The following is a 17228-nucleotide window of genomic DNA, read 5'->3' as shown; positions in this document are numbered from 1 at the left end:
GGGTGTATGCGGGTCGTCACCATATCCGCGACATACGGCACGGCCGGCAGTCAGATCGGCCCGGCCGTCGCGGAGCGCCTCGGGGTGCCCTTCGTCGACCGCGCCATCCCCAGCGCCGTGGCCCAGGAGCTGGGCTGCACGCTGGAGGAGGCGCTGGCCCACGACGACCGGGCCGAACACGGCCTCGGCAGGCTGCTCTCAGGGGCGATGCGGCTGCCCACGGTCACCTTCGGCGGCGTTGACATGTACGTGCCGGGCGCGATGCCGATCGCGCCCGAGGAGTTCGTCCGCCGTACCGAACGCATGCTCAAAGACATGGCCGGCGACCGGGGCGGCGTGTTCCTCGGCCGGGCGGGAGCCGTGGTGCTGGCCGACCATCCGGGCGCGCTGCACGTCAGGCTCGACGCGCCGGTCAGCCGCAGGATCCGGCAGACGGCCACGCTCGGGGGGATGAGCGAGCGCGACGCCCGCAAGATCATCGAGGACAACGACCGCGCCAGGACGGCCTACGTGCGCCACTTCTACCGGGTCGATCCGACGGACCCCTGTCAATATCACCTCGTCATCGACAGCACCACGATCCCCGTTCCGACATGCGTCGATCTGATCGTCAGGGCGGCCGAGTCACTGGATTGACCTGGGGAGCCCTATCATGGGGGAATTCTTTGGTCAGTCCCGAAGGAGCGATTGACGTGGCGACCGTCCCGAGTGTGTCGTACTCCATCACCGTGCGTCTCGAGGTTCCGGCCGGCGGCAAGGCCGTCAGCCACCTCACCCACGCCGTAGAGTCGGCAGGGGGTGTCGTCACCGCCCTCGACGTCAGCAACGCGGGCCATGAGAAGCTCCGCATCGACGTGACCTGCGCGGCCAGGGACACCGACCACGCCCAGAGCATCGTCGACCAGCTTGAGGCGGTCGAGGGCGTCGTCATCCACAAGGTGTCCGACCGCACGTTCCTCATGCATCTCGGCGGCAAGATCGAGATGATGTCGAAGGTGCCGCTGCGCAACCGTGACGAGCTGTCCATGGCCTACACCCCGGGTGTGGCGCGCGTGTCGATGGCCATCGCGCGCAACAAGGAGGACGCCAGGCGCCTGACCATCAAGCGCAACACGGTGGCCGTCGTCACCGACGGCTCGGCCGTGCTGGGGCTGGGCAACATCGGCCCCGAGGCTGCGCTGCCGGTGATGGAGGGCAAGGCGGCGCTGTTCAAACGGTTCGCGGGCATCGACGCCTGGCCGATCTGCCTCGACACCCAGGACGTCGACGAGATCGTCCGCACGGTGCAGGTGATCGCGCCCGGGTTCGGCGGGATCAACCTGGAGGACATCGGCGCGCCGCGCTGCTTCGAGATCGAGCGGCGGCTGCGCGATCTGCTCGACATCCCCGTCTTCCACGACGACCAGCACGGCACGGCGATCTGCGTGCTCGCCGCTCTCACCAACGCGCTGCGGGTGGTCGACAAGAGCATCGAGAACGTCAAGATCACCATGGCGGGCGCGGGCGCGGCCGGCAACGCGGTGCTGCGGCTGCTGCTGGCGGCCGGCGCGCGCAACGTGATCGTCTGCGACTACCTGGGGGCCGTGCACCGCGGGCGCGACGACCTCGACGAGTCGCTGCGCTGGATCGCCGACCACACCAACGCCGAGGGCTACTCGGGCGATCTGCGGGGGGCGGTCAAGGACGCCGACGTCTTCGTGGGGGTCTCCGCGCCGGGCATCCTGACCGGTGACGACATCGCCACGATGGCCAAGGACGCGGTGGTGTTCGCGCTGGCCAACCCGGAGCCCGAGGTGTCGCCCGACGACGCCCGCGAGCACGCGGCCGTGGTGGCCACGGGGCGCTCCGACTACCCCAACCAGATCAACAACGTGCTGGCCTTCCCCGGTGTCTTCCGCGGGCTGCTGGACGCGCAGGCGGGTGGGGTGACGCAGGAGATGCTGCTGGCCGCCGCCGGCGCCCTCGCCGCCGTCGTCACGCCCGAGGAGCTGGGTCCCAACTACATCATCCCCAGCGTGTTCCACCCCGACGTGGCGGCCGCGGTCGCCGCCGCCGTGCGCGAATCCGCCGGTGGTCGTGCGCGCGGCTTCACCGAGGCGTAAAGATTTTTATCCGGGTGCGGCGGGGCGGGCTCGGCGCCGCCCGCCGCACGCCCTTCCGCCGGACCGGCGACCACGCCATCGCACTTCGCACGTCTGCCCGATCGGCACAGCTCGCCCCCATCGAGCACCCTGAGGCGGTGTAAAGGGGGCTCGTTTTACCAGGCCTGGGCCGTGATGGCGGGCATGAGGCGGTAGCTCTCCTGGAAGACCAGGTTGTGGGCGTCGCCTGCGGCGATCACCCGCAACGTGTCGAGCTGCGCTTCCGCGTCCGCCGGGTCGAAGACGTTCATCGGCCAGTCGCCGACCGTGTTGCCCCGCAGATGCGGGTGGTGGAAGTCGCATCCGTAATGGGCCACGACGGCGATCGGCTGGACGTGGCACGCGCGCTGCTCCGGCCACGTCAGCGACCACATCGCGTTCAGACCGCCCTCGCGCGACCGGGTGACCCCGCTGGCCACCACTTCGCCGGTGCCGAGCAGCAGGTCGGCGTTGACCTCGTCGAGTGCCCTGCGCGCCACCGGGTCGAGCAGCTCGGTGGCCATGACGAACACGCGCTCCTTGTCCTCCCGCGTGACGGCCCCGCCGTGGTCACGATCACGCAGGTCGCGGAAGTGCCGGATCAGGGCTTCGTTCATCGGAGTGCACATGACTGTCCCCTGCCCAGATCCGGCTCAGGTGAGCAGGGCGGCGATGCGGCTCCGCACGTCAGGCGTGTCGAGGCCGCGGACCGTGAGCGTCGTGCGGCGGCGTACGACGTCGTCCACCGTGGCCGCCCACTCGCGGTCGCGCGCGTAGACCGCCTGGGCCCAGATGTCGGGACCGTCCGGATGGATGCGCTCGCCGAGCGCGGGGTCCTCGCGGATGAGCCGGACCAGGTCGAACGCGATCGAGCCGTAGTGCGTGGCCAGGTGCCTGGCCACCAGCGGGTCCATGCGCGCGCCCGGGTCGCGGTCGGTCCACAGCCGCATGGCCACCGCGTCGGGGCTGGCCAGGCCGGGGAGCGGCACGGCGGGCAGGATGTCGGCCAGGTCGTCGCCCAGCGGCTGCCCCGGCAGGTGGGCGAGCGTGTCCAGGACGTGCTTGCCGATGTGGCGGTAGGTGGTCCACTTGCCGCCCGCCACCGAGAGCATGCCGCCCGAGCCCCTGGTCAGGACGGTCTCCCGTTTGGCCGCCGCGACCTGGCCCGGCCCGCCGGGCAGCACCCGCAGCCCGGCGAAGGCGTAGGTGATGTCCTCGCGCCTGAGCTGGGAGTCGCGTACCGCGTGGCCGGCCTCGTCCAGGATCTGGGCGATGTCGGCCTCGGTGGCGCCCACCGCGCCGGGGTCGCCCTCGTACGCCTCGTCCGTGGTGCCGAGCAGCAGGTGGTCCTCCCACGGGATGGCGAACGAGACCCGGTACTTGTCGATCGGCGTGGTCAGCGCGGCCTTCCACGGCTCGTGGCGGCGCAGGACCAGGTGGGCGCCCTTGGACAGCCGGATGCTCGGCGCCGCGTCCGGGTCCTCCATGCGCCGCAGGTGGTCCACCCATGGCCCGGTGGCGTTCAGCACGAGCCGGGCGGAGACGCCGAACTCGGTCCCGTCGAGCCGGTCGCGCAGGTCGGCCCCGGTCACGGTGCCCGCGACATCGCCACGCGTCTTGCGCAGTCCGACGACTTCGGCGTGGTTGAGGACGACGGCGCCCGCGTCCACGGCGGCCCGTACGGTCATGACCGCGACGCGGCTGTCGTTCATCTGGTGGTCGCCGTAGACGGCGGCGGCGCGCAGCCCCTCGCTACGCAGGGCCGGGACGCGTGCCATGGCCTGGTGAGGCGTGATCACCTTGCCCATGCCGTCGCCGAACACCGACAGCGCCGAGTACAGGAACACCCCCGCGCCCAGCTTGGCGGCTCCGTGCGGCCCGCCCTTGTAGATCGGCACCAGGAACGTCAGCGGCTTGACCAGGTGCGGCGCGATGTCGGCGGCCAGGGCGCGGCGCTCACGGTGGTTCTCGGCGACCAGCCTGACGTTGCCGGTCTGCAGGTAACGCAGGCCGCCGTGGACGAGCTTGGACGAGGCGCTGGAGGTGGCGCCGGCGAAGTCGCCCGCGTCGACCATCGCCACCCGCAGCCCGGCCTGCGCGGCCATCCAGGTCACCGACGTGCCGAGGATGCCGCCGCCGATGACGAGCAGGTCGTAGGCGGTGCGGGCGAGCTCCTCGCGGGTCTCCGCCCGGTCCGCGCAGGTCGTGGTCCTCATGTCTGAACTCCCTACTGCTCGACCCAGTCGAGGGTCCGGGCCACGGCCTTCTTCCAGTTGCGGTATTCGTGCTCGCGCGCGGCCTCGTCGATGGCCGGGCGCCACTCGGCGGCCTTGTGCCAGTTGGCGCGCAGGCTGTCGACGTCGGGCCAGTAGCCGGTCGCCAGCCCGGCGGCGTAGGCGGCGCCGAGTGCGGTCGTCTCGGCCACCATGGGGCGGATCACCGGCACCGCGAGCACGTCGGCGAGCGTCTGCATGAGCAGGTTGTTCGCGGTCATGCCGCCGTCGGCGCGGAGCGTGGTCAGATCGAGACCGGAGTCGGCGTTCATCGCGTCGACCACCTCGCGGGTCTGCCACGCCGTGGCCTCCAGCACGGCCCGCGCGATGTGCCCCTTGTTGACGAACCCGGTCAGCCCCGCGATCACCCCGCGCGCGTCCGACCGCCAGTGCGGCGCGAACAACCCCGAGAAGGCCGGTACGAAGTAGCAGCCGCCGTTGTCGTCGACCGTCCTGGCCAGCGTCTCGATCTCGGCCGCGCTGGAGATCAGGCCGAGGTTGTCGCGCAGCCACTGCACCAGCGAGCCGGTGACCGCGATCGCGCCCTCCAGGGCATAGGTGGCGGGACCGTCGCCGATCTGGTAGCCGACGGTGGTCAGCAGGCCGTGCTTGGAGACGACGGGGTCCTGGCCGGTGTTCATGAGCAGGAAGCTGCCCGAGCCGTAGGTGCTCTTGGTCTCGCCGGGCGCGAAGCACGTCTGCCCGAACAGCGCCGCCTGCTGGTCGCCGAGCGCCGAGGCGACCGGCACGCCGGCCGCGGTGTGCCCGTAGACCTCGGCGGACGGGCGGATCTCCGGCAGCATCGCCCGGGGCACGCCCAGCGCCGCGAGCAGCTCGTCGTCCCAGGCCAGCGTGTGGATGTTCATCAGCATCGTCCGGCTGGCGTTGGTCACGTCGGTGACGTGGCGGCCCGTGAGGTTCCACAGCAGCCAGCTGTCCATCGTCCCGAACAGCACCTCGCCGCGCTCGGCCCGCTCCCGCAGCCCATAGGCGTCCAGCAGCCAGCGGATCTTCGGCCCGGAGAAGTACGTCGTCAGCGGCAGCCCGGCCTTCTCCTTGAACAGCCCCTCATGCTCGGCCAGCGCCCGGGTCAGCTGGTCCGTGCGGGTGTCCTGCCAGACGATCGCGGGGCAGACGGGCCGGCCCGTCGCCCGCTCCCACAGCACGGTGGTCTCGCGCTGGTTGGTGATGCCGAGCGCGGCGATCTGGCCGTCCTCGATGCCGGCGCCGCTGACCGCCTCGGCGAGCACGCGCTGCACGGCCTGCCAGATCTCGTCCGCGTCGTGCTCCACCCAGCCGGGCTTGGGGAAGATCTGGCGGTGCTCGCGCTGGGCGACGGAGATGATGTTGCCGGCCTGGTCGAAGACGATGCAGCGGCTGGACGTGGTGCCCTGGTCGATGGCTGCGACGTAGTGAGGTCGAGGCACGGGGTTCCTCGCTTGGTTCAGGTTCGGCAATGCCGAACGAATGCTATTTCCTGGCCTTAGGGATGTTCAAGTGAGCGGGTGATCGCGCGGGCGGCGTCCCGTACGTACGAGACGAACTCCATGTGCAGGGCGCCGTCGGCGGCCAGCCGCTCGACGGCGCCGCGGATGCCGATGGCGCCCACCACCAGGCCCCGCGGGTCCTTGATGGGCGCGGCGATGGCCACCTCGCCCTCGGTCAGCTCTTCCATCTCGGCCGCCCAGCCACGCGTCCTGACCAGGTCGAGCTCCTGCTCCAGCGCCGCGGGGTCGACGATCGTGTTCTTCGTGCACGGCTGGAGCGGCGGCGCGGGCGCCTCGCCGTACGGGTCGTGGGCGAGCAGCACCTTGCCGAGCGCGCTGGCGTGCGTCGGCAGGTACGTGCCCACCTGGAGGGTCTGCAGGCTGTCGTCCGGCCGGAACACGTGGTGGATCACCAGCACGTGGCCCTCGTGGAGGGTGCCGATCCACGCGCTCTCCCTGCTGCGCCCCGCCAGCGCGTCGGCCCAGTTGATGGCGCGGGTGCGCAGCTCGTTGACGTCGAGGTAGCTGCTGCCCAGATGGAGCAGCGTGGCGCCGAGGTGGTACTTCCCGCTGGTCTGGTCCTGCTCGACGAACCCGACGTGGACCAGCGTGCGCAGGATGCCGTGCAGCGTGCCCTTGGGCAGGCCCAGCGCCCTGGCCAGCTCGGCCACCCCGAGCTGCCGCGGCCCTGAGGCGAGCAGGCGCAGGATCGCGGCGGCCCGCTCGACCGACTGAATCGTCTCTCCCACGTACCGCACCATAGCGCAGTTGTGTTCGGTATTGCCGAACGAATCTTGAGGTGGAACCGATCACCGCACATCTGCGTCCAGGAGGTGGGGGAAACGCGATGTGGATCCTTAATGGAATGAAAGTTCCGTTAAAATGGAACGTTGCGACAAGGAGATTTGATGGACCAACCTTCCCGTTCGGCGGGAACCGTGCGGCCCGGTGGCCGTACGGCGCGGGTGCGCGCGGCCGTCATGGAGGCCACGCAGGATGAGCTGGTCGAGCACGGCTTCCACGGCCTGACCATGGACCAGGTGGCGGCCAGGGCGGGCGTCGGTAAGACCACGGTCTACCGGCGCTGGGGGAGCAGGGCGGGCCTGGTCGCCGACCTCATGACCGAGCTGGCCAACCAGTCCACACCCCATGCCGACACGGGTGGCGTCGAAGACGACCTGCGGGCCAACGCCCTGTCCGTCCTGGGGGCGATCACCGACGGGCGGCTCGGGGCCACGTTCCAGGCGGTGATCGCCGCCGCCACCAGCGACCAGCAGGCCGCCGCCGCGCTGCGCTCCTTCTATCTGCGCCGGATCGAGGAGTGGGCCAACGTCGTGGAGCTGGCCGTCAAGCGGGGCGAGCTGCCCGAGGGCACGGACGGCGGGGAGGTGATCCGGGCGATCTCGGCGCCGCTCTACTACCGCCTGGTGGTCACGAGGGAGCCGGTGACCCGGGAGCACGCCGAGCACTCGGTGTCGCGCACGCTGGCCGCGGCCAGGGCCGGGGCGTTCGTCGTACGGGAGACGCCGGAGGGGTCTTAGGGGGTCGAGCGCGGCCAGATGGACCCGTACCACCACAGGATGCCGCCCATCACGATCAGGCCGCCCGCCATGGCCAGCTTGGCCAGGAGGTCGGCGGGCGGGCCGGTGAAGGGCAGGTTGTCGCGGTGGTGACCCCAGGGGCAGTCGTTCGTGACGCGGGTGGAGTCGACGAGATCCTCCGACTGGTGGCCGGCGACCGAGTACGCCTCGATCTCGGCCGCGCTGCCCTTGCGCACCCGCACTTGCCTGGAGACCGTCTTGCGGGCCGCGATCGAGCCGGTCGCCACGCTCACCCCGTCGGCCTTGACGTCGAAGCGTACAGGCTGGGAGGTCAGGTTGCGCAGCGTGATCTCCGCGCGCCCCGAGCGGCAGGCCACGTCGTCCACGGTCAGCGCGAACGGGTCGTCGCCGCGGTCCGGCCACGGCCACGCCTCCGCGCGGTGGGGAAGGAACAGTGCACCGCACATCGTGAGAGCGGCCACGACGAGACCTGTGTTTGTGCCCATTGAGCTCCTCCCGCGTGTGATCTTTGCTACGTAAGGTGCCCAAGCGTGCACGAAAAGTAACATCGGCGGTCTGGGGGAGCGCGGACCGCCCTGAACCCTTCATGATGGAGGTATGGCGGAAGCGATCTACGTCGGCGGTTTGTTGGTGGCGACGCCGCTTCTCGACGACCCCAACTTCCGGCGTTGTGTCGTGCTGATCCTCGAACACGACCACGACGGCGGGACCCTGGGTGTGGTGCTCAACAGGCCGAGCGACATCTCGGTGACCCAGGTGCTGCCCGTGTGGGATCCGTTGGTGACCGGGCCGTCGGTGCTCTTCGAGGGCGGGCCCGTGCAGACGGACAGCGCGCTCGCGCTGGCGGCGGTCCCGAGCGGAGAGGAGCCGCTCGGCTGGCGCAGGCTGCACGCGGGCACTCCGGCCGTCTCGCGGCTGGGCACGGTGGACCTCGACGCGCCGCCCGAGATCCTGCAGGGGGAGATCGCGCAGATGCGCATCTTCGCGGGCTATGCGGGGTGGTCGTCCGGCCAGTTGGAGAGCGAGATCGCCGAAGGCGCCTGGTACGTCGTCGACTCAGAGGCCGGCGACACGTTTCACGCCGATCCCCGGGAGCTCTGGCGGCACGTCCTGCGACGCCAGCGCGGCGAGCTGGCCTTCGTGGCGACCTGCCCCGACGACCCGACGATGAACTGAACTCAGCGGTCCCAGCCGGGCAGCAGTGAGCGCTCGGCCAGCTCGATGGTCTCCGCCATCCGCCGCGTGATCTCCGGCACGGTGGCGTCGCGGCGCGGGCACTCGAAGCCGACGCGCATGGTGCACGAGGCGAACGCGACGATCAGGTGCGAGAGCTGGTCCTCTTCGGGGTCCACGCCCCGGCGGGCGGCGACCGCCTCGACCAGGCGCCGCTCCGTCTCCGCCCCTCTGGCCACCGACAGTCCCACCAGGCGCGGATGGGCCTCCATGAGCCGCCGCAGCTTCAGGAACCTCTCCGTCTCGTCGGGCGTTGAGCTTGCGATGTCGTTCAGCACCGCGCGCATCGCGTGCATGAGCGAAGTGAACGCCGGCTCGTCCGCGGGGCGGGACGCCAGGGTCTCGAGCATGATCTCCTGGCCGTGGTCGTGGAACCACAGCACCAGGTGATCTTTGCTGGTGAAGTAGCGGAAGAAGGTGCGAGGAGAGATCTCGACGGCCCCCGCGATCTGCTCCACCGTGGTCGACTCGTATCCTTGTTCGAGGAACAAGTCGAGCGCGGCGTCGAGGATCGCCAGGCGCGTCTTCTCCTTCTTGCGTTCCCGAAGACCCACAGTGGCCACTCCCTCGATACCTTCCTGTCACAGTGTGCCATAAGTCATACCGCGACGATTAAAAACCCATTGTGATAAGTCATCCTCTGACATAGATTACCTATCGTTTGCGAGATCTATGCCCCGGTGGGGGCTGACTTAGGGGGACTTCATGGCTCACGCGAAGGCGGTCGACGCGCCGTCGTCGCTCGGCCCCGCAAAAACGGGGACAGGCAGCAACCCGTGGCTGGTGCTGCTGGCGGTCAGCCTGGGCGTCATCATGGTCATGCTCGACGGCACGGTCGTGGGCATCGCCAACCCGTCCATCCAGGCCGACCTCAAGGCCTCGCTGTCCGATCTGCAGTGGGTGACCAGCGGTTATCTGCTGGCGCTGGCGGTGTTCCTGATCACCGCCGGCAAGCTGGGCGACCTGTTCGGGCACAAGCGCGTCTTCCTGATCGGTGTGGCCGGCTTCGCCCTCTCTTCGGTGGGCATCGGACTCAGCGCCGAGCTGGCCGACATCATTCCCGGCCTGTCGCCGGTCGGCGCGCTGATCGCCCTGCGCGTGCTGCAAGGCCTGTTCGGCGCGCTGCTCCAGCCGGCCGCCCTGGCGCTGCTGCGTGGAGCGTTCCCCGGTGAGAAGCTCAACCAGGCGATGGGGGCCTGGGGTGCGATCATCGGCCTGTCCAGCGCCGCCGGCCCGATCGTGGGCGGTCTGCTCGTCGAGAATGCGAGCTGGGAGACGGTCTTCTTCATCAACGCCCCCGTCGGCCTCGTCGCCCTCGTCCTGGGCACCATCCTGATCAAGGACAACCGCGCGCAGGTCATGGCGCGGATCGACTGGCTCGGTGTGCTGCTGCTGTCCGGCGCGATGTTCTCGCTCGTCTGGACGATCATCAAGGCTCCCGAGTGGGGCTGGGGCGACAGCACGACGCTGACCTTCGTGGCCGTGTTCGCGGTGCTGATCGGCTCGTTCATCTTCTGGCAGAGCAGGGCCGCCCAGCCGCTGGTGCCGCTGTCGCTGTTCAGGAACCTGTCGATCTCCATCGGCACCGTGCTGATGATGATGGTCGCGTTCGCCATGTTCGGCGCGATGTTCTTCCTGGGCTTCTTCTTCCAGGGCGTGCACGGCCTGTCCCCGCTGGAGGCCGGCCTGCGCATGCTGCCGATGAGCGCCGGCATGATCGTCGCCTCGCCGCTGGCGGGCATGGCGATCGGCAAGCTGGGGCCGAAGATCACGATGGCGGCGGGCCTGCTGATCACCGCGTTCTCGATGTTCCTCATGTCCCGGCTCAGCATCGACGCGTCGTTCATCGAGAGCGGCATCCCGTTCCTGCTGCTGGCCTTCGGCATGTCGCCGGTGTTCGTGGGCGCCACGGAGATCATTGTGGGCAACGCCCCGGTGCAGCTGACCGGTGTCGCGGGTGGCGTGCAGCAGTCGGCCATGCAGGTCGGCGGCGCGCTCGGCACCGCGATCCTGGGCGCCGTGATGGCCGGTGAGATCTCCGACAAGCTGCCCGGCTACCTCGGCCCGGCTGCCCAGGCGATCCCGGCCCCGCAGATGACGGCGCTGGAGAAGGCCGCCGCGTTCGGCGCCGTGCCGCCCGGTGTGCCGCAGCAGATCGGCGACGCCGTGCACAACGCCTTCATGGACGGCATGCACGTGGCCTTCCTGGTGAGCACCGGCATCGCGGTGCTGACCGCCGTGCTGACGCTGTTCGTCAAGGCCGGCAGGAAGACCGAGGGCGCGCCGGTCCACGCGGGCTGATCCCCGGCTTCCCGTACGGCCCTCGCCACGCGGCGGGGGCCGTACCGCTGTGTGGGGGACCAAGGCGCGGGCGGGCATAAACTCGGTGGGGTGAGCAGCACGAAGATCCTCCCAGAGCAGGAGACCACGCCGCGGACGTCGCACGGCGACGGCGATCACGAGCGGTTCGCCCACTACGCGGACAAGCACAAGATCACCGAGAGCATGGTGACGGGCACCCCCATCCGTGCCCTGTGCGGCAAGGTCTGGGTGCCCAGCCGCGATCCCAAGAAATATCCGGTCTGCCCGGAGTGCAAGGAGATCTACGCGGGCCTGCCCGCGGGTGGCGGCAATGGCGGCGACGACAAGCAGTGAGTGTTGCTGAGCGGTAATCCCTCGGCGTCGAGTTACGGTCGGTAGCCAGACCAGCTCACGTCGTAGTGGGGGATCGCATGGCCCGGCGCGTGACCGCCGTCTCGTTGGCATGCCTGCTCGCGGCCGGGTCCACACCGCCGCTCCGGCTCGAGGCCGCGCCGGCCGCGGACTGCGCCGTCCATGCCTTGCGGGTGCCGTGGCCACGTTCGCCCAAGCCGGAAGACGTGGCCAAGGTCATGGCCGAGGTGGTCGACAAGCTGGCCGGCCGCACGCCGCCCGCCCAGATCACCGTGCCCACCTGGGTCCACGTCATCACCGGCGGCGCACGCCCGGTCTCCGACACGGACGTCGAGGCCCAGATCGAGGCGCTCAACTCCGCGTACGGCGGTGTCCACGGCGGCGTGGACACCGGCGTGCGCTTCAAGCTCGAGGGCGTCACCTTCGACGAGAACGCGCTGTGGTTCACCGACCCCGTCGGCAACGAGCGGCCGATGAAGGAGGAGCTGCACCGCGGCGACGCCGGCACGCTCAACCTCTACATCGCCCAGCTCAGCACCCAGATGCTGGGCTTCTCGAGCTACCCCTTCTGGTATGCCGAGTCCCCCGGCCTCGACGGCGTCGTGATCGACTGGCGCAGCCTGCCCGGCGGCACGCTGGCCGACTACAACCGCGGCTTCACCGGGGTGCACGAGATCGGGCACTGGTTCGGCCTCTTCCACCCGTTCGAGAACGGGTGCGCCGCGCCCGGCGACGGCATCGACGACACCCCGATGGAGGCCAGGCCGACCGTGGGCTGCCCGCCGGAAAAGGACACCTGTACGAATCCGGGCACGGATCCCACGCACAACTTCATGGACTACGCCTACGACCGGTGCATGTCGGAGTTCACACGGGAGCAGGCGGAGCGGATGCACCAGATGTGGGCGGTGTACCGGCACACCTCGGTGGCGTAGGTGTCCGACAAATTACGATGTGTAGGTGACAGGACCGAAGGCACTCGACACTCCCCACACGCCCACGCGCATCCTCGCGCCCGAGTTCCGTACCGCGACGGTCGGCATCGTCCTGACGATCACGTTGGTCGCCTTCGAGGGCATGTCGGTCGCAGTCGTCATGCCGACGGTGGCGAAGGAGCTGAACGCGCTCTACCTCTACGGGATCAGCATCTCCGCCTTCCTCATCGCCAGCCTGTTCGCGAACGTGGTGGCGGGACTCTGGTCGGACCGCCGCGGCTACCAGCTGCCGTTCCTGACCGGGGTGGTGCTGTTCGTGGCGGGCATGGCGCTGGCCGGGGCGGCGCAGTCGGCGGGGCTGTTCCTCGCGGCGCGGGCCGTGCAGGGGCTGGGGGCGGGGGCCTCCATCGTGGCGCTGCTCGTGATGATCGCGCGGGTCTACCCGGCGGGGCTGCGGCCCAAGGTGTTCGCCGCCGTCTCCGCGGCCTGGGTGGTGCCCGCCATGGTGGGACCGGCCGTGGCCGGGTTCGTGGCCGTGCACTGGGGATGGCGCTACGTCTTCTTCGGGATCATCCCGCTGGTGGTGCCCGCGCTGGCGATGCTCGTGCCCGCGCTGCGCATGCCGTCCTCGTCCGAGGCCGAGCCGTCGCAGGGGCCGCGGTCGAAGCCGCTGGCGATGACACTGGCCGCCACCGCCACGGCGGGTGGGGCCACGGTGCTGCTGCACGGGGTCGACCGGCTGCACGTGGAGCCGGTGCCGGGGACCGCCGAGACGGTGGCGGGCCTCGCGTTCCTCGTCTACGGGCTGTACCGGCTGCTGCCGCCCAGAGCGTTGCGGTTCGGGCGCGGGCTGGCGACGACCATCCTGATGCGCGGGTTCTTCTCGGCCTCCTTCTTCGGGGTGAACAACTTCATCCCGCTGGCGCTCGAAGAGGTGAAGGGCTTTGATCCGAGCTATGCGGGGATCGCGCTGACGACCGGGGCGCTGGGGTGGTCCGCGGGGTCGTACCTGCAGAGCAGGCAGGACGGGGAGGCGTACAAGAGGATCCGGCTGGGGGCGGGGTGCGTCACCGTCTCGATCCTGATATGTCTGTTTTCCGTGCTGCCTGGGGTGACCGGGTGGATCTCGGTGCCCGCGTGGATCGTGGCCGGGTTCGGGATGGGGTTCGGCATGACCACCGTCAGCGTGACGGCGTTGAAGCAGTCGCCGGTGAACGAGCAGGGGGCGAACTCCGCCGCCCTCTCGGTCACGGACATGCTCGGATCCGCGCTGTCGGTCGGGGTCGGCGGCGCGCTGGTCAACCTGATCGGGCACTCCCCGGCCCAGATCGCCACCGGGTTCGTCGTGATCTCGCTCCTCATGGCCGCCATCGCGCTGAGCGCCACCGCGCTCGCCGGGCGCACCCGCTGAATTCCACCTCTCCTGTCACAGCGCTCACGGTTCTCCTGACCTCCGTTCCGAGGAGTGATAGGACAGCGGGACAGGGAGGTGCCATGGAGGATGATCGTCGCGTCTGGCCGCCGCAGCCCGGCCCGAGGCATCGCCGTACTCCTCCGCGCTACACGTGGGGCCCGCCTCATGAGGAGGAGCCGCGGCGCGGGCGCACGGGCCCCCTGGAGGCCGTACCGGACCTGGAGCCGGAGCCGGTACGGCGGGAGCCCTACCCGCTCGACCTCCAGCCGGTACGCGGCGAGCCCCACCCGCTGGATCTCGAACCGGACGAGCCATGGAACCCGCGGATCCGCAGGACCGCGGAGCGCGCCACAGAGCGCGATGAGGATCCCTGGGACTCGCTTCCGCCCTCCGCCCGGCTCCGCGGCACCCCGGTGGATCCGGGGCAGCGCAGGGGCGTGCCGGGACGGGCCTGGCGGCGGTGGGCAGGCGTGACGGCGGCGGTGCTGGCCGGAGCGGGGCTGGTCGCGGGGACGAGCGCGGTCGTGCTGCGGATCACCGCGCCGCCGGCGGAGACGGGCCGGCTGAGCGACTCGCTGGCCGGGGTGAAGGTGACGCTGCCGCAGGGGTGGCGCCAGGGGGCGGTGGCGCCGGTGACGGGGTTCACGTCGGTGATCAGGGACGGTGGCGGGGGGCTCGTCATGGCCAGGCCCGTCCCCGGGCCCGTGGAGAACGCCGAGAAGGCCACGGCGGAGGCCGCGGAGCTGTACTCCAGGCTGCTGCTCAAGGGCGACCGGGTGACCGTCGTCGAGAACAAGGAACTGCCCGGAGGCCGCACGCGGGCACTGCGGGCGGAATATCAGGACGTGGTCAACCGGCCGGCGTTCCTCCGAGTGACTCTGCTCACTCGGGGCGGCGACGGTGTGCTGCTCGTGGGGCTGCTCCAACCCGAGGAAACCGCTCGCAGACAGGCGCTGGACGCGGTGATGACGAGTATGCGATACGGATGAGAAACCTGCTAAACGGACTGCCGCTGCGGCCTTTACCCGGCACGGCGGTGGGGCGGCAGTCTGCGAGCAGGTTTCTTGTCCGCCAGCCCTAGCACGTGGAGATGACCTTGGCCAGAATCCTCGGCTCACGGCACGTCTTGTCGGTGGGCCCGATTACCCTTGGGTCACTGTGAGAAAGCGAAGCACACGAACCCCAGAGGTGATGCGGTGAGCACCTTCGCCGCGTCCCACCTTTCGCCTTCCTATCCAGACCGAGCCGCGTGGGGCACCGCGCCCAAACTGCGTGCCTGGCAGCAGGAGGCGTTCGACCTCTATTTCAGGCGCGAGCCGCGTGACTTCCTCACCGTGGCGACGCCGGGCGCGGGGAAGACGACCTACGCCCTGCGGATCGCCAGCGAGCTGCTCGCCAACGGGGTGATCAGAGCGGTCACCATCGTCACGCCCACCGAGCACCTCAAGCGTCAGTGGGCGGACGCCGCCGGGCGGGTCGGCATCGCCATCGACCCCGAGTTCAAGAACAGCCAGGGCGCCACCTCGCGCGACTACACGGGCGTCGCGGTGACGTACGCGCAGATCGCCATGCACCCCGCGCTGCACAGGGCACGCACGGAGGCGCGCAAGACGCTGGTGATCTTCGACGAGATCCACCACGCGGGCGACGCCAAGTCGTGGGGCGACGGCGTGCGCGAGGCGTTCGAGCCCGCCACCCGCCGCCTCCAGCTCACCGGCACCCCGTTCAGGTCCGACGACAACCCGATCCCCTTCGTCGCCTACGAGGAGGACGGCGAGGGCCTCAAGCGCAGCGTCGCCGACTACTCCTACGGCTATGGTCCCGCGCTCGACGACGGGGTCGTGCGCCCGGTCATCTTCCTGGCCTACTCCGGCGAGATGAAGTGGCGCACCCGGGCGGGCGACGAGATCGCCGCGACGCTCGGCACCCCGCTCACCAAGGACCAGCTCTCGCAGGCGTGGCGGGCCGCGCTCGACCCGAAGGGCGACTGGATCCGCCAGGTCATGCAGGCCGCCGACCGCCGTCTCACAGAGGTGCGCAGGGGCGTGCCCGACGCGGGCGGCCTGGTCATCGCCACCGACCACGAGACCGCCCGGGCCTACGCCCGCCACCTGCGCAACATCACCGGCGAGGGCGCCACGGTCGTGCTCTCCGACGACCCCGGGGCGTCGAAGAAGATCAAGCAGTTCGCGGCCTCGGAGGACCGCTGGCTGGTGGCCGTGCGCATGGTGTCGGAGGGCGTCGACATCCCCCGCCTGTGCGTGGGCGTCTACGCCACCTCCACCTCGACCCCGCTCTTCTTCGCCCAGGCCGTGGGCCGCTTCGTGCGCGCCCGCAAACGCGGTGAGATGGCCTCGGTCTTCCTCCCCTCGGTGCCCACCCTCATGGGGCTGGCCAACGAGATGGAGGTGGAGCGCGACCACGTCCTCAACAAGCGGCCGCCGGAGGACGGCCTCGACGACAGCCTTCTCGAGCAGGCCAACCGCCAGAAGGACAATCCCGACGTCCTGGGCGACGAGCTCCCGTTCGAGACGATGGAGACGTCGGCCACGTTCGACCGGGTGCTGTTCGACGGGGGCGAGTTCGGCACGGGCGCGGAGGTCGGCTCGGCCGAGGAGGAGGACTTCATCGGCCTGCCGGGGCTGCTCGAGCCCGACCAGGTGGCGACGCTGCTGCGCAAGCGGCAGTCCGACCAGCAGGCGGCCAAGCGCAAGCAGGCGGAGGAGCAGCCGCGGGAGACCCTGGCGCCGCACGAGCAGATCGCGGAGCTGAGGCGCGAGCTCAACGGCCTGGTGGGCGCGTGGAACCACCGCACGGGTCAGCCGCACGGCGTCATCCACTCGGAGCTGCGCCGCTCGTGCGGCGGCCCGCCGATCGCGCAGGCGACGGCGGAGCAGATCCAGGAGCGGATCGACATGATCCGCCGCTGGGCCACCCAGCGCCGCTAGCCCGCCGCTTCTTCCCGCGCTCGCCGTCCGGGTGGTGGACGACCTTCGTCGTGCCACCCCCGCGCAAATCCCGGCAAACCGGTCCTTGCTACGCTCCGTAACTCTGTGCATTTGGCCACAGAACCATGCCCTCTTGTTAGAAACTCGACCGAAACGGCAAGAACCACTCTTGGCTTGTCTCGGGATACGCAGAAGGACTTTGCCCATGTCGTCTGAGGCCACCAGAAAGCCGACGTTGAGCGTCACTTCCGGCCTCACCCGAAACGCAGTCATCGTCAGGCTCGAGGGCGAGCTCGACGTCTACGCGCTGCCGGTGCTGCGCGAGCACATGGAGCCCATCTGGGACCTGCCCCCGAGACCCTTCCTGATCCTGGATCTGGGGGAGCTGCGGTTCTGCGACTCGATGGGGATGAACGAGCTCGTCGGCGTCCTGCAGAAGTGCGAGGCCAGGGGGACCAGGCTGCTGCTCGGCGGGGTCCAGGGGGTCATGGCCAGGGTGTTGTCGATCACCGGGCTGCGGCACGCGTTCGAGGTCTTCGCCCGGCTCGACGACGCGTTGCGGCTGGCGGTGGCCAAGACCTGA

General features: G+C 70.2%; 17 protein-coding genes. 11 read left to right on the top strand and 6 right to left on the bottom strand.

Translation table 11 applies throughout. From position 1 onward, the window contains the following. The first annotated feature begins 6 nt into the window (after positions 1–6). Complete coding sequence (locus ABN273_RS20180; protein ID WP_349450472.1) at positions 7–636, top strand: cytidylate kinase-like family protein; 630 nt, start codon at positions 7–9, stop codon at positions 634–636. Between the two features lie 56 nt (positions 637–692). After that, positions 693–2102: an NAD-dependent malic enzyme gene (locus ABN273_RS20175; protein ID WP_349450471.1), complete on the top strand. Its 1410-nt coding sequence runs from the start codon at positions 693–695 to the stop codon at positions 2100–2102. A 155-nt stretch (positions 2103–2257) separates the two neighbouring features. Here the strand turns inward: ABN273_RS20175 and ABN273_RS20170 are convergent, their stop codons facing one another. From ABN273_RS20170 to ABN273_RS20155, 4 genes are read right to left on the bottom strand one after another with little or no spacing between them, the layout of a single operon-like run. Next, complete coding sequence (locus tag ABN273_RS20170; protein WP_349450470.1) at positions 2258–2737, bottom strand: hypothetical protein; 480 nt, start codon at positions 2735–2737, stop codon at positions 2258–2260. Positions 2738–2773: 36 nt separating this feature from the next. Next, on the bottom strand, positions 2774–4336 hold the full coding sequence (locus ABN273_RS20165; protein ID WP_349450469.1) for a glycerol-3-phosphate dehydrogenase/oxidase: 1563 nt from the start codon (positions 4334–4336) through the stop codon (positions 2774–2776). A gap of 11 nt (positions 4337–4347) precedes the next feature. Further along, positions 4348–5820: a glycerol kinase GlpK gene (gene glpK / locus ABN273_RS20160; RefSeq protein WP_349450468.1), complete on the bottom strand. Its 1473-nt coding sequence runs from the start codon at positions 5818–5820 to the stop codon at positions 4348–4350. Between the two features lie 56 nt (positions 5821–5876). Beyond that, positions 5877–6629, bottom strand: coding sequence for an IclR family transcriptional regulator (locus tag ABN273_RS20155; RefSeq protein ID WP_349450467.1), 753 nt, complete (start codon positions 6627–6629; stop codon positions 5877–5879). A 159-nt stretch (positions 6630–6788) separates the two neighbouring features. Here ABN273_RS20155 and ABN273_RS20150 point away from each other — a divergent pair, with 159 nt between their 5' ends. Continuing rightward, entirely contained in the window at positions 6789–7421 is a 633-nt protein-coding gene (locus ABN273_RS20150; protein WP_349450466.1) for a TetR/AcrR family transcriptional regulator, read from the top strand. Here the strand turns inward: ABN273_RS20150 and ABN273_RS20145 are convergent. Beyond that, positions 7418–7927 carry a hypothetical protein gene (locus ABN273_RS20145; RefSeq protein WP_349450465.1) on the bottom strand — a complete coding sequence of 170 codons (510 nt, stop codon included), beginning with the start codon at positions 7925–7927 and terminating at the stop codon, positions 7418–7420. The two genes, ABN273_RS20150 and ABN273_RS20145, sit on opposite strands and share 4 nt — an antisense overlap. 112 nt (positions 7928–8039) lie before the next feature. On the opposite strand from ABN273_RS20145, the gene ABN273_RS20140 reads away from it, so the two are divergent. Then, positions 8040–8618 carry a YqgE/AlgH family protein gene (locus ABN273_RS20140; RefSeq protein WP_349450464.1) on the top strand — a complete coding sequence of 193 codons (579 nt, stop codon included), beginning with the start codon at positions 8040–8042 and terminating at the stop codon, positions 8616–8618. 2 nt (positions 8619–8620) lie between these two features. On the opposite strand, the gene ABN273_RS20135 is transcribed toward ABN273_RS20140, so the two are convergent. Further along, on the bottom strand, positions 8621–9229 hold the full coding sequence (locus tag ABN273_RS20135; protein ID WP_349450463.1) for a TetR family transcriptional regulator: 609 nt from the start codon (positions 9227–9229) through the stop codon (positions 8621–8623). A gap of 151 nt (positions 9230–9380) precedes the next feature. Between ABN273_RS20135 and ABN273_RS20130 the strand changes: the two genes are divergently transcribed. From ABN273_RS20130 to ABN273_RS20100, 7 genes are all read left to right on the top strand, one after another. After that, a complete protein-coding gene (locus ABN273_RS20130) occupies positions 9381–10976 on the top strand; it encodes a DHA2 family efflux MFS transporter permease subunit (RefSeq protein ID WP_349450462.1) in 1596 nt (531 codons plus the stop codon). A 90-nt stretch (positions 10977–11066) separates the two neighbouring features. Continuing rightward, a complete protein-coding gene (locus ABN273_RS20125) occupies positions 11067–11330 on the top strand; it encodes a DUF3039 domain-containing protein (protein WP_349450461.1) in 264 nt (87 codons plus the stop codon). A 77-nt stretch (positions 11331–11407) separates the two neighbouring features. After that, positions 11408–12283, top strand: a complete 876-nt coding sequence (locus ABN273_RS20120) for a zinc metalloprotease (RefSeq protein ID WP_349450460.1) — start codon at positions 11408–11410, stop codon at positions 12281–12283. A gap of 25 nt (positions 12284–12308) precedes the next feature. Next, a complete protein-coding gene (locus tag ABN273_RS20115; protein WP_349450459.1) occupies positions 12309–13694 on the top strand; it encodes an MFS transporter in 1386 nt (461 codons plus the stop codon). A gap of 83 nt (positions 13695–13777) precedes the next feature. Continuing rightward, on the top strand, positions 13778–14686 hold the full coding sequence (locus ABN273_RS20110) for a hypothetical protein (protein WP_349450458.1): 909 nt from the start codon (positions 13778–13780) through the stop codon (positions 14684–14686). A gap of 207 nt (positions 14687–14893) precedes the next feature. Continuing rightward, complete coding sequence (locus ABN273_RS20105; RefSeq protein WP_349450457.1) at positions 14894–16645, top strand: DEAD/DEAH box helicase; 1752 nt, start codon at positions 14894–14896, stop codon at positions 16643–16645. 205 nt (positions 16646–16850) lie between these two features. Continuing rightward, positions 16851–17228, top strand: a complete 378-nt coding sequence (locus ABN273_RS20100; RefSeq protein ID WP_349450456.1) for an STAS domain-containing protein — start codon at positions 16851–16853, stop codon at positions 17226–17228.

The organism is Nonomuraea sp. B19D2, from assembly GCF_040137845.1.
GTDB lineage: Bacteria > Actinomycetota > Actinomycetes > Streptosporangiales > Streptosporangiaceae > Nonomuraea.
Note: the sequence above shows the minus strand (reverse complement) of the source record. Positions and strands in the feature narration are given on the sequence as shown.

Excerpts from the sequence above, each read along its gene's own strand:
- ABN273_RS20180 (WP_349450472.1), top strand. The coding sequence starts at position 7 with ATGCGGGTCGTCACCATATCCGCGACATACGGCACGGCCGGCAGTCAG.
- ABN273_RS20170 (WP_349450470.1), bottom strand. The coding sequence starts at position 2,737 with ATGAACGAAGCCCTGATCCGGCACTTCCGCGACCTGCGTGATCGTGAC.
- ABN273_RS20165 (WP_349450469.1), bottom strand. The coding sequence starts at position 4,336 with ATGAGGACCACGACCTGCGCGGACCGGGCGGAGACCCGCGAGGAGCTC.
- ABN273_RS20150 (WP_349450466.1), top strand. The coding sequence starts at position 6,789 with ATGGACCAACCTTCCCGTTCGGCGGGAACCGTGCGGCCCGGTGGCCGT.
- ABN273_RS20145 (WP_349450465.1), bottom strand. The coding sequence starts at position 7,927 with ATGGGCACAAACACAGGTCTCGTCGTGGCCGCTCTCACGATGTGCGGT.
- ABN273_RS20140 (WP_349450464.1), top strand. The coding sequence starts at position 8,040 with ATGGCGGAAGCGATCTACGTCGGCGGTTTGTTGGTGGCGACGCCGCTT.
- ABN273_RS20130 (WP_349450462.1), top strand. The coding sequence starts at position 9,381 with ATGGCTCACGCGAAGGCGGTCGACGCGCCGTCGTCGCTCGGCCCCGCA.
- ABN273_RS20120 (WP_349450460.1), top strand. The coding sequence starts at position 11,408 with ATGGCCCGGCGCGTGACCGCCGTCTCGTTGGCATGCCTGCTCGCGGCC.
- ABN273_RS20110 (WP_349450458.1), top strand. The coding sequence starts at position 13,778 with ATGGAGGATGATCGTCGCGTCTGGCCGCCGCAGCCCGGCCCGAGGCAT.
- ABN273_RS20100 (WP_349450456.1), top strand. The coding sequence starts at position 16,851 with ATGTCGTCTGAGGCCACCAGAAAGCCGACGTTGAGCGTCACTTCCGGC.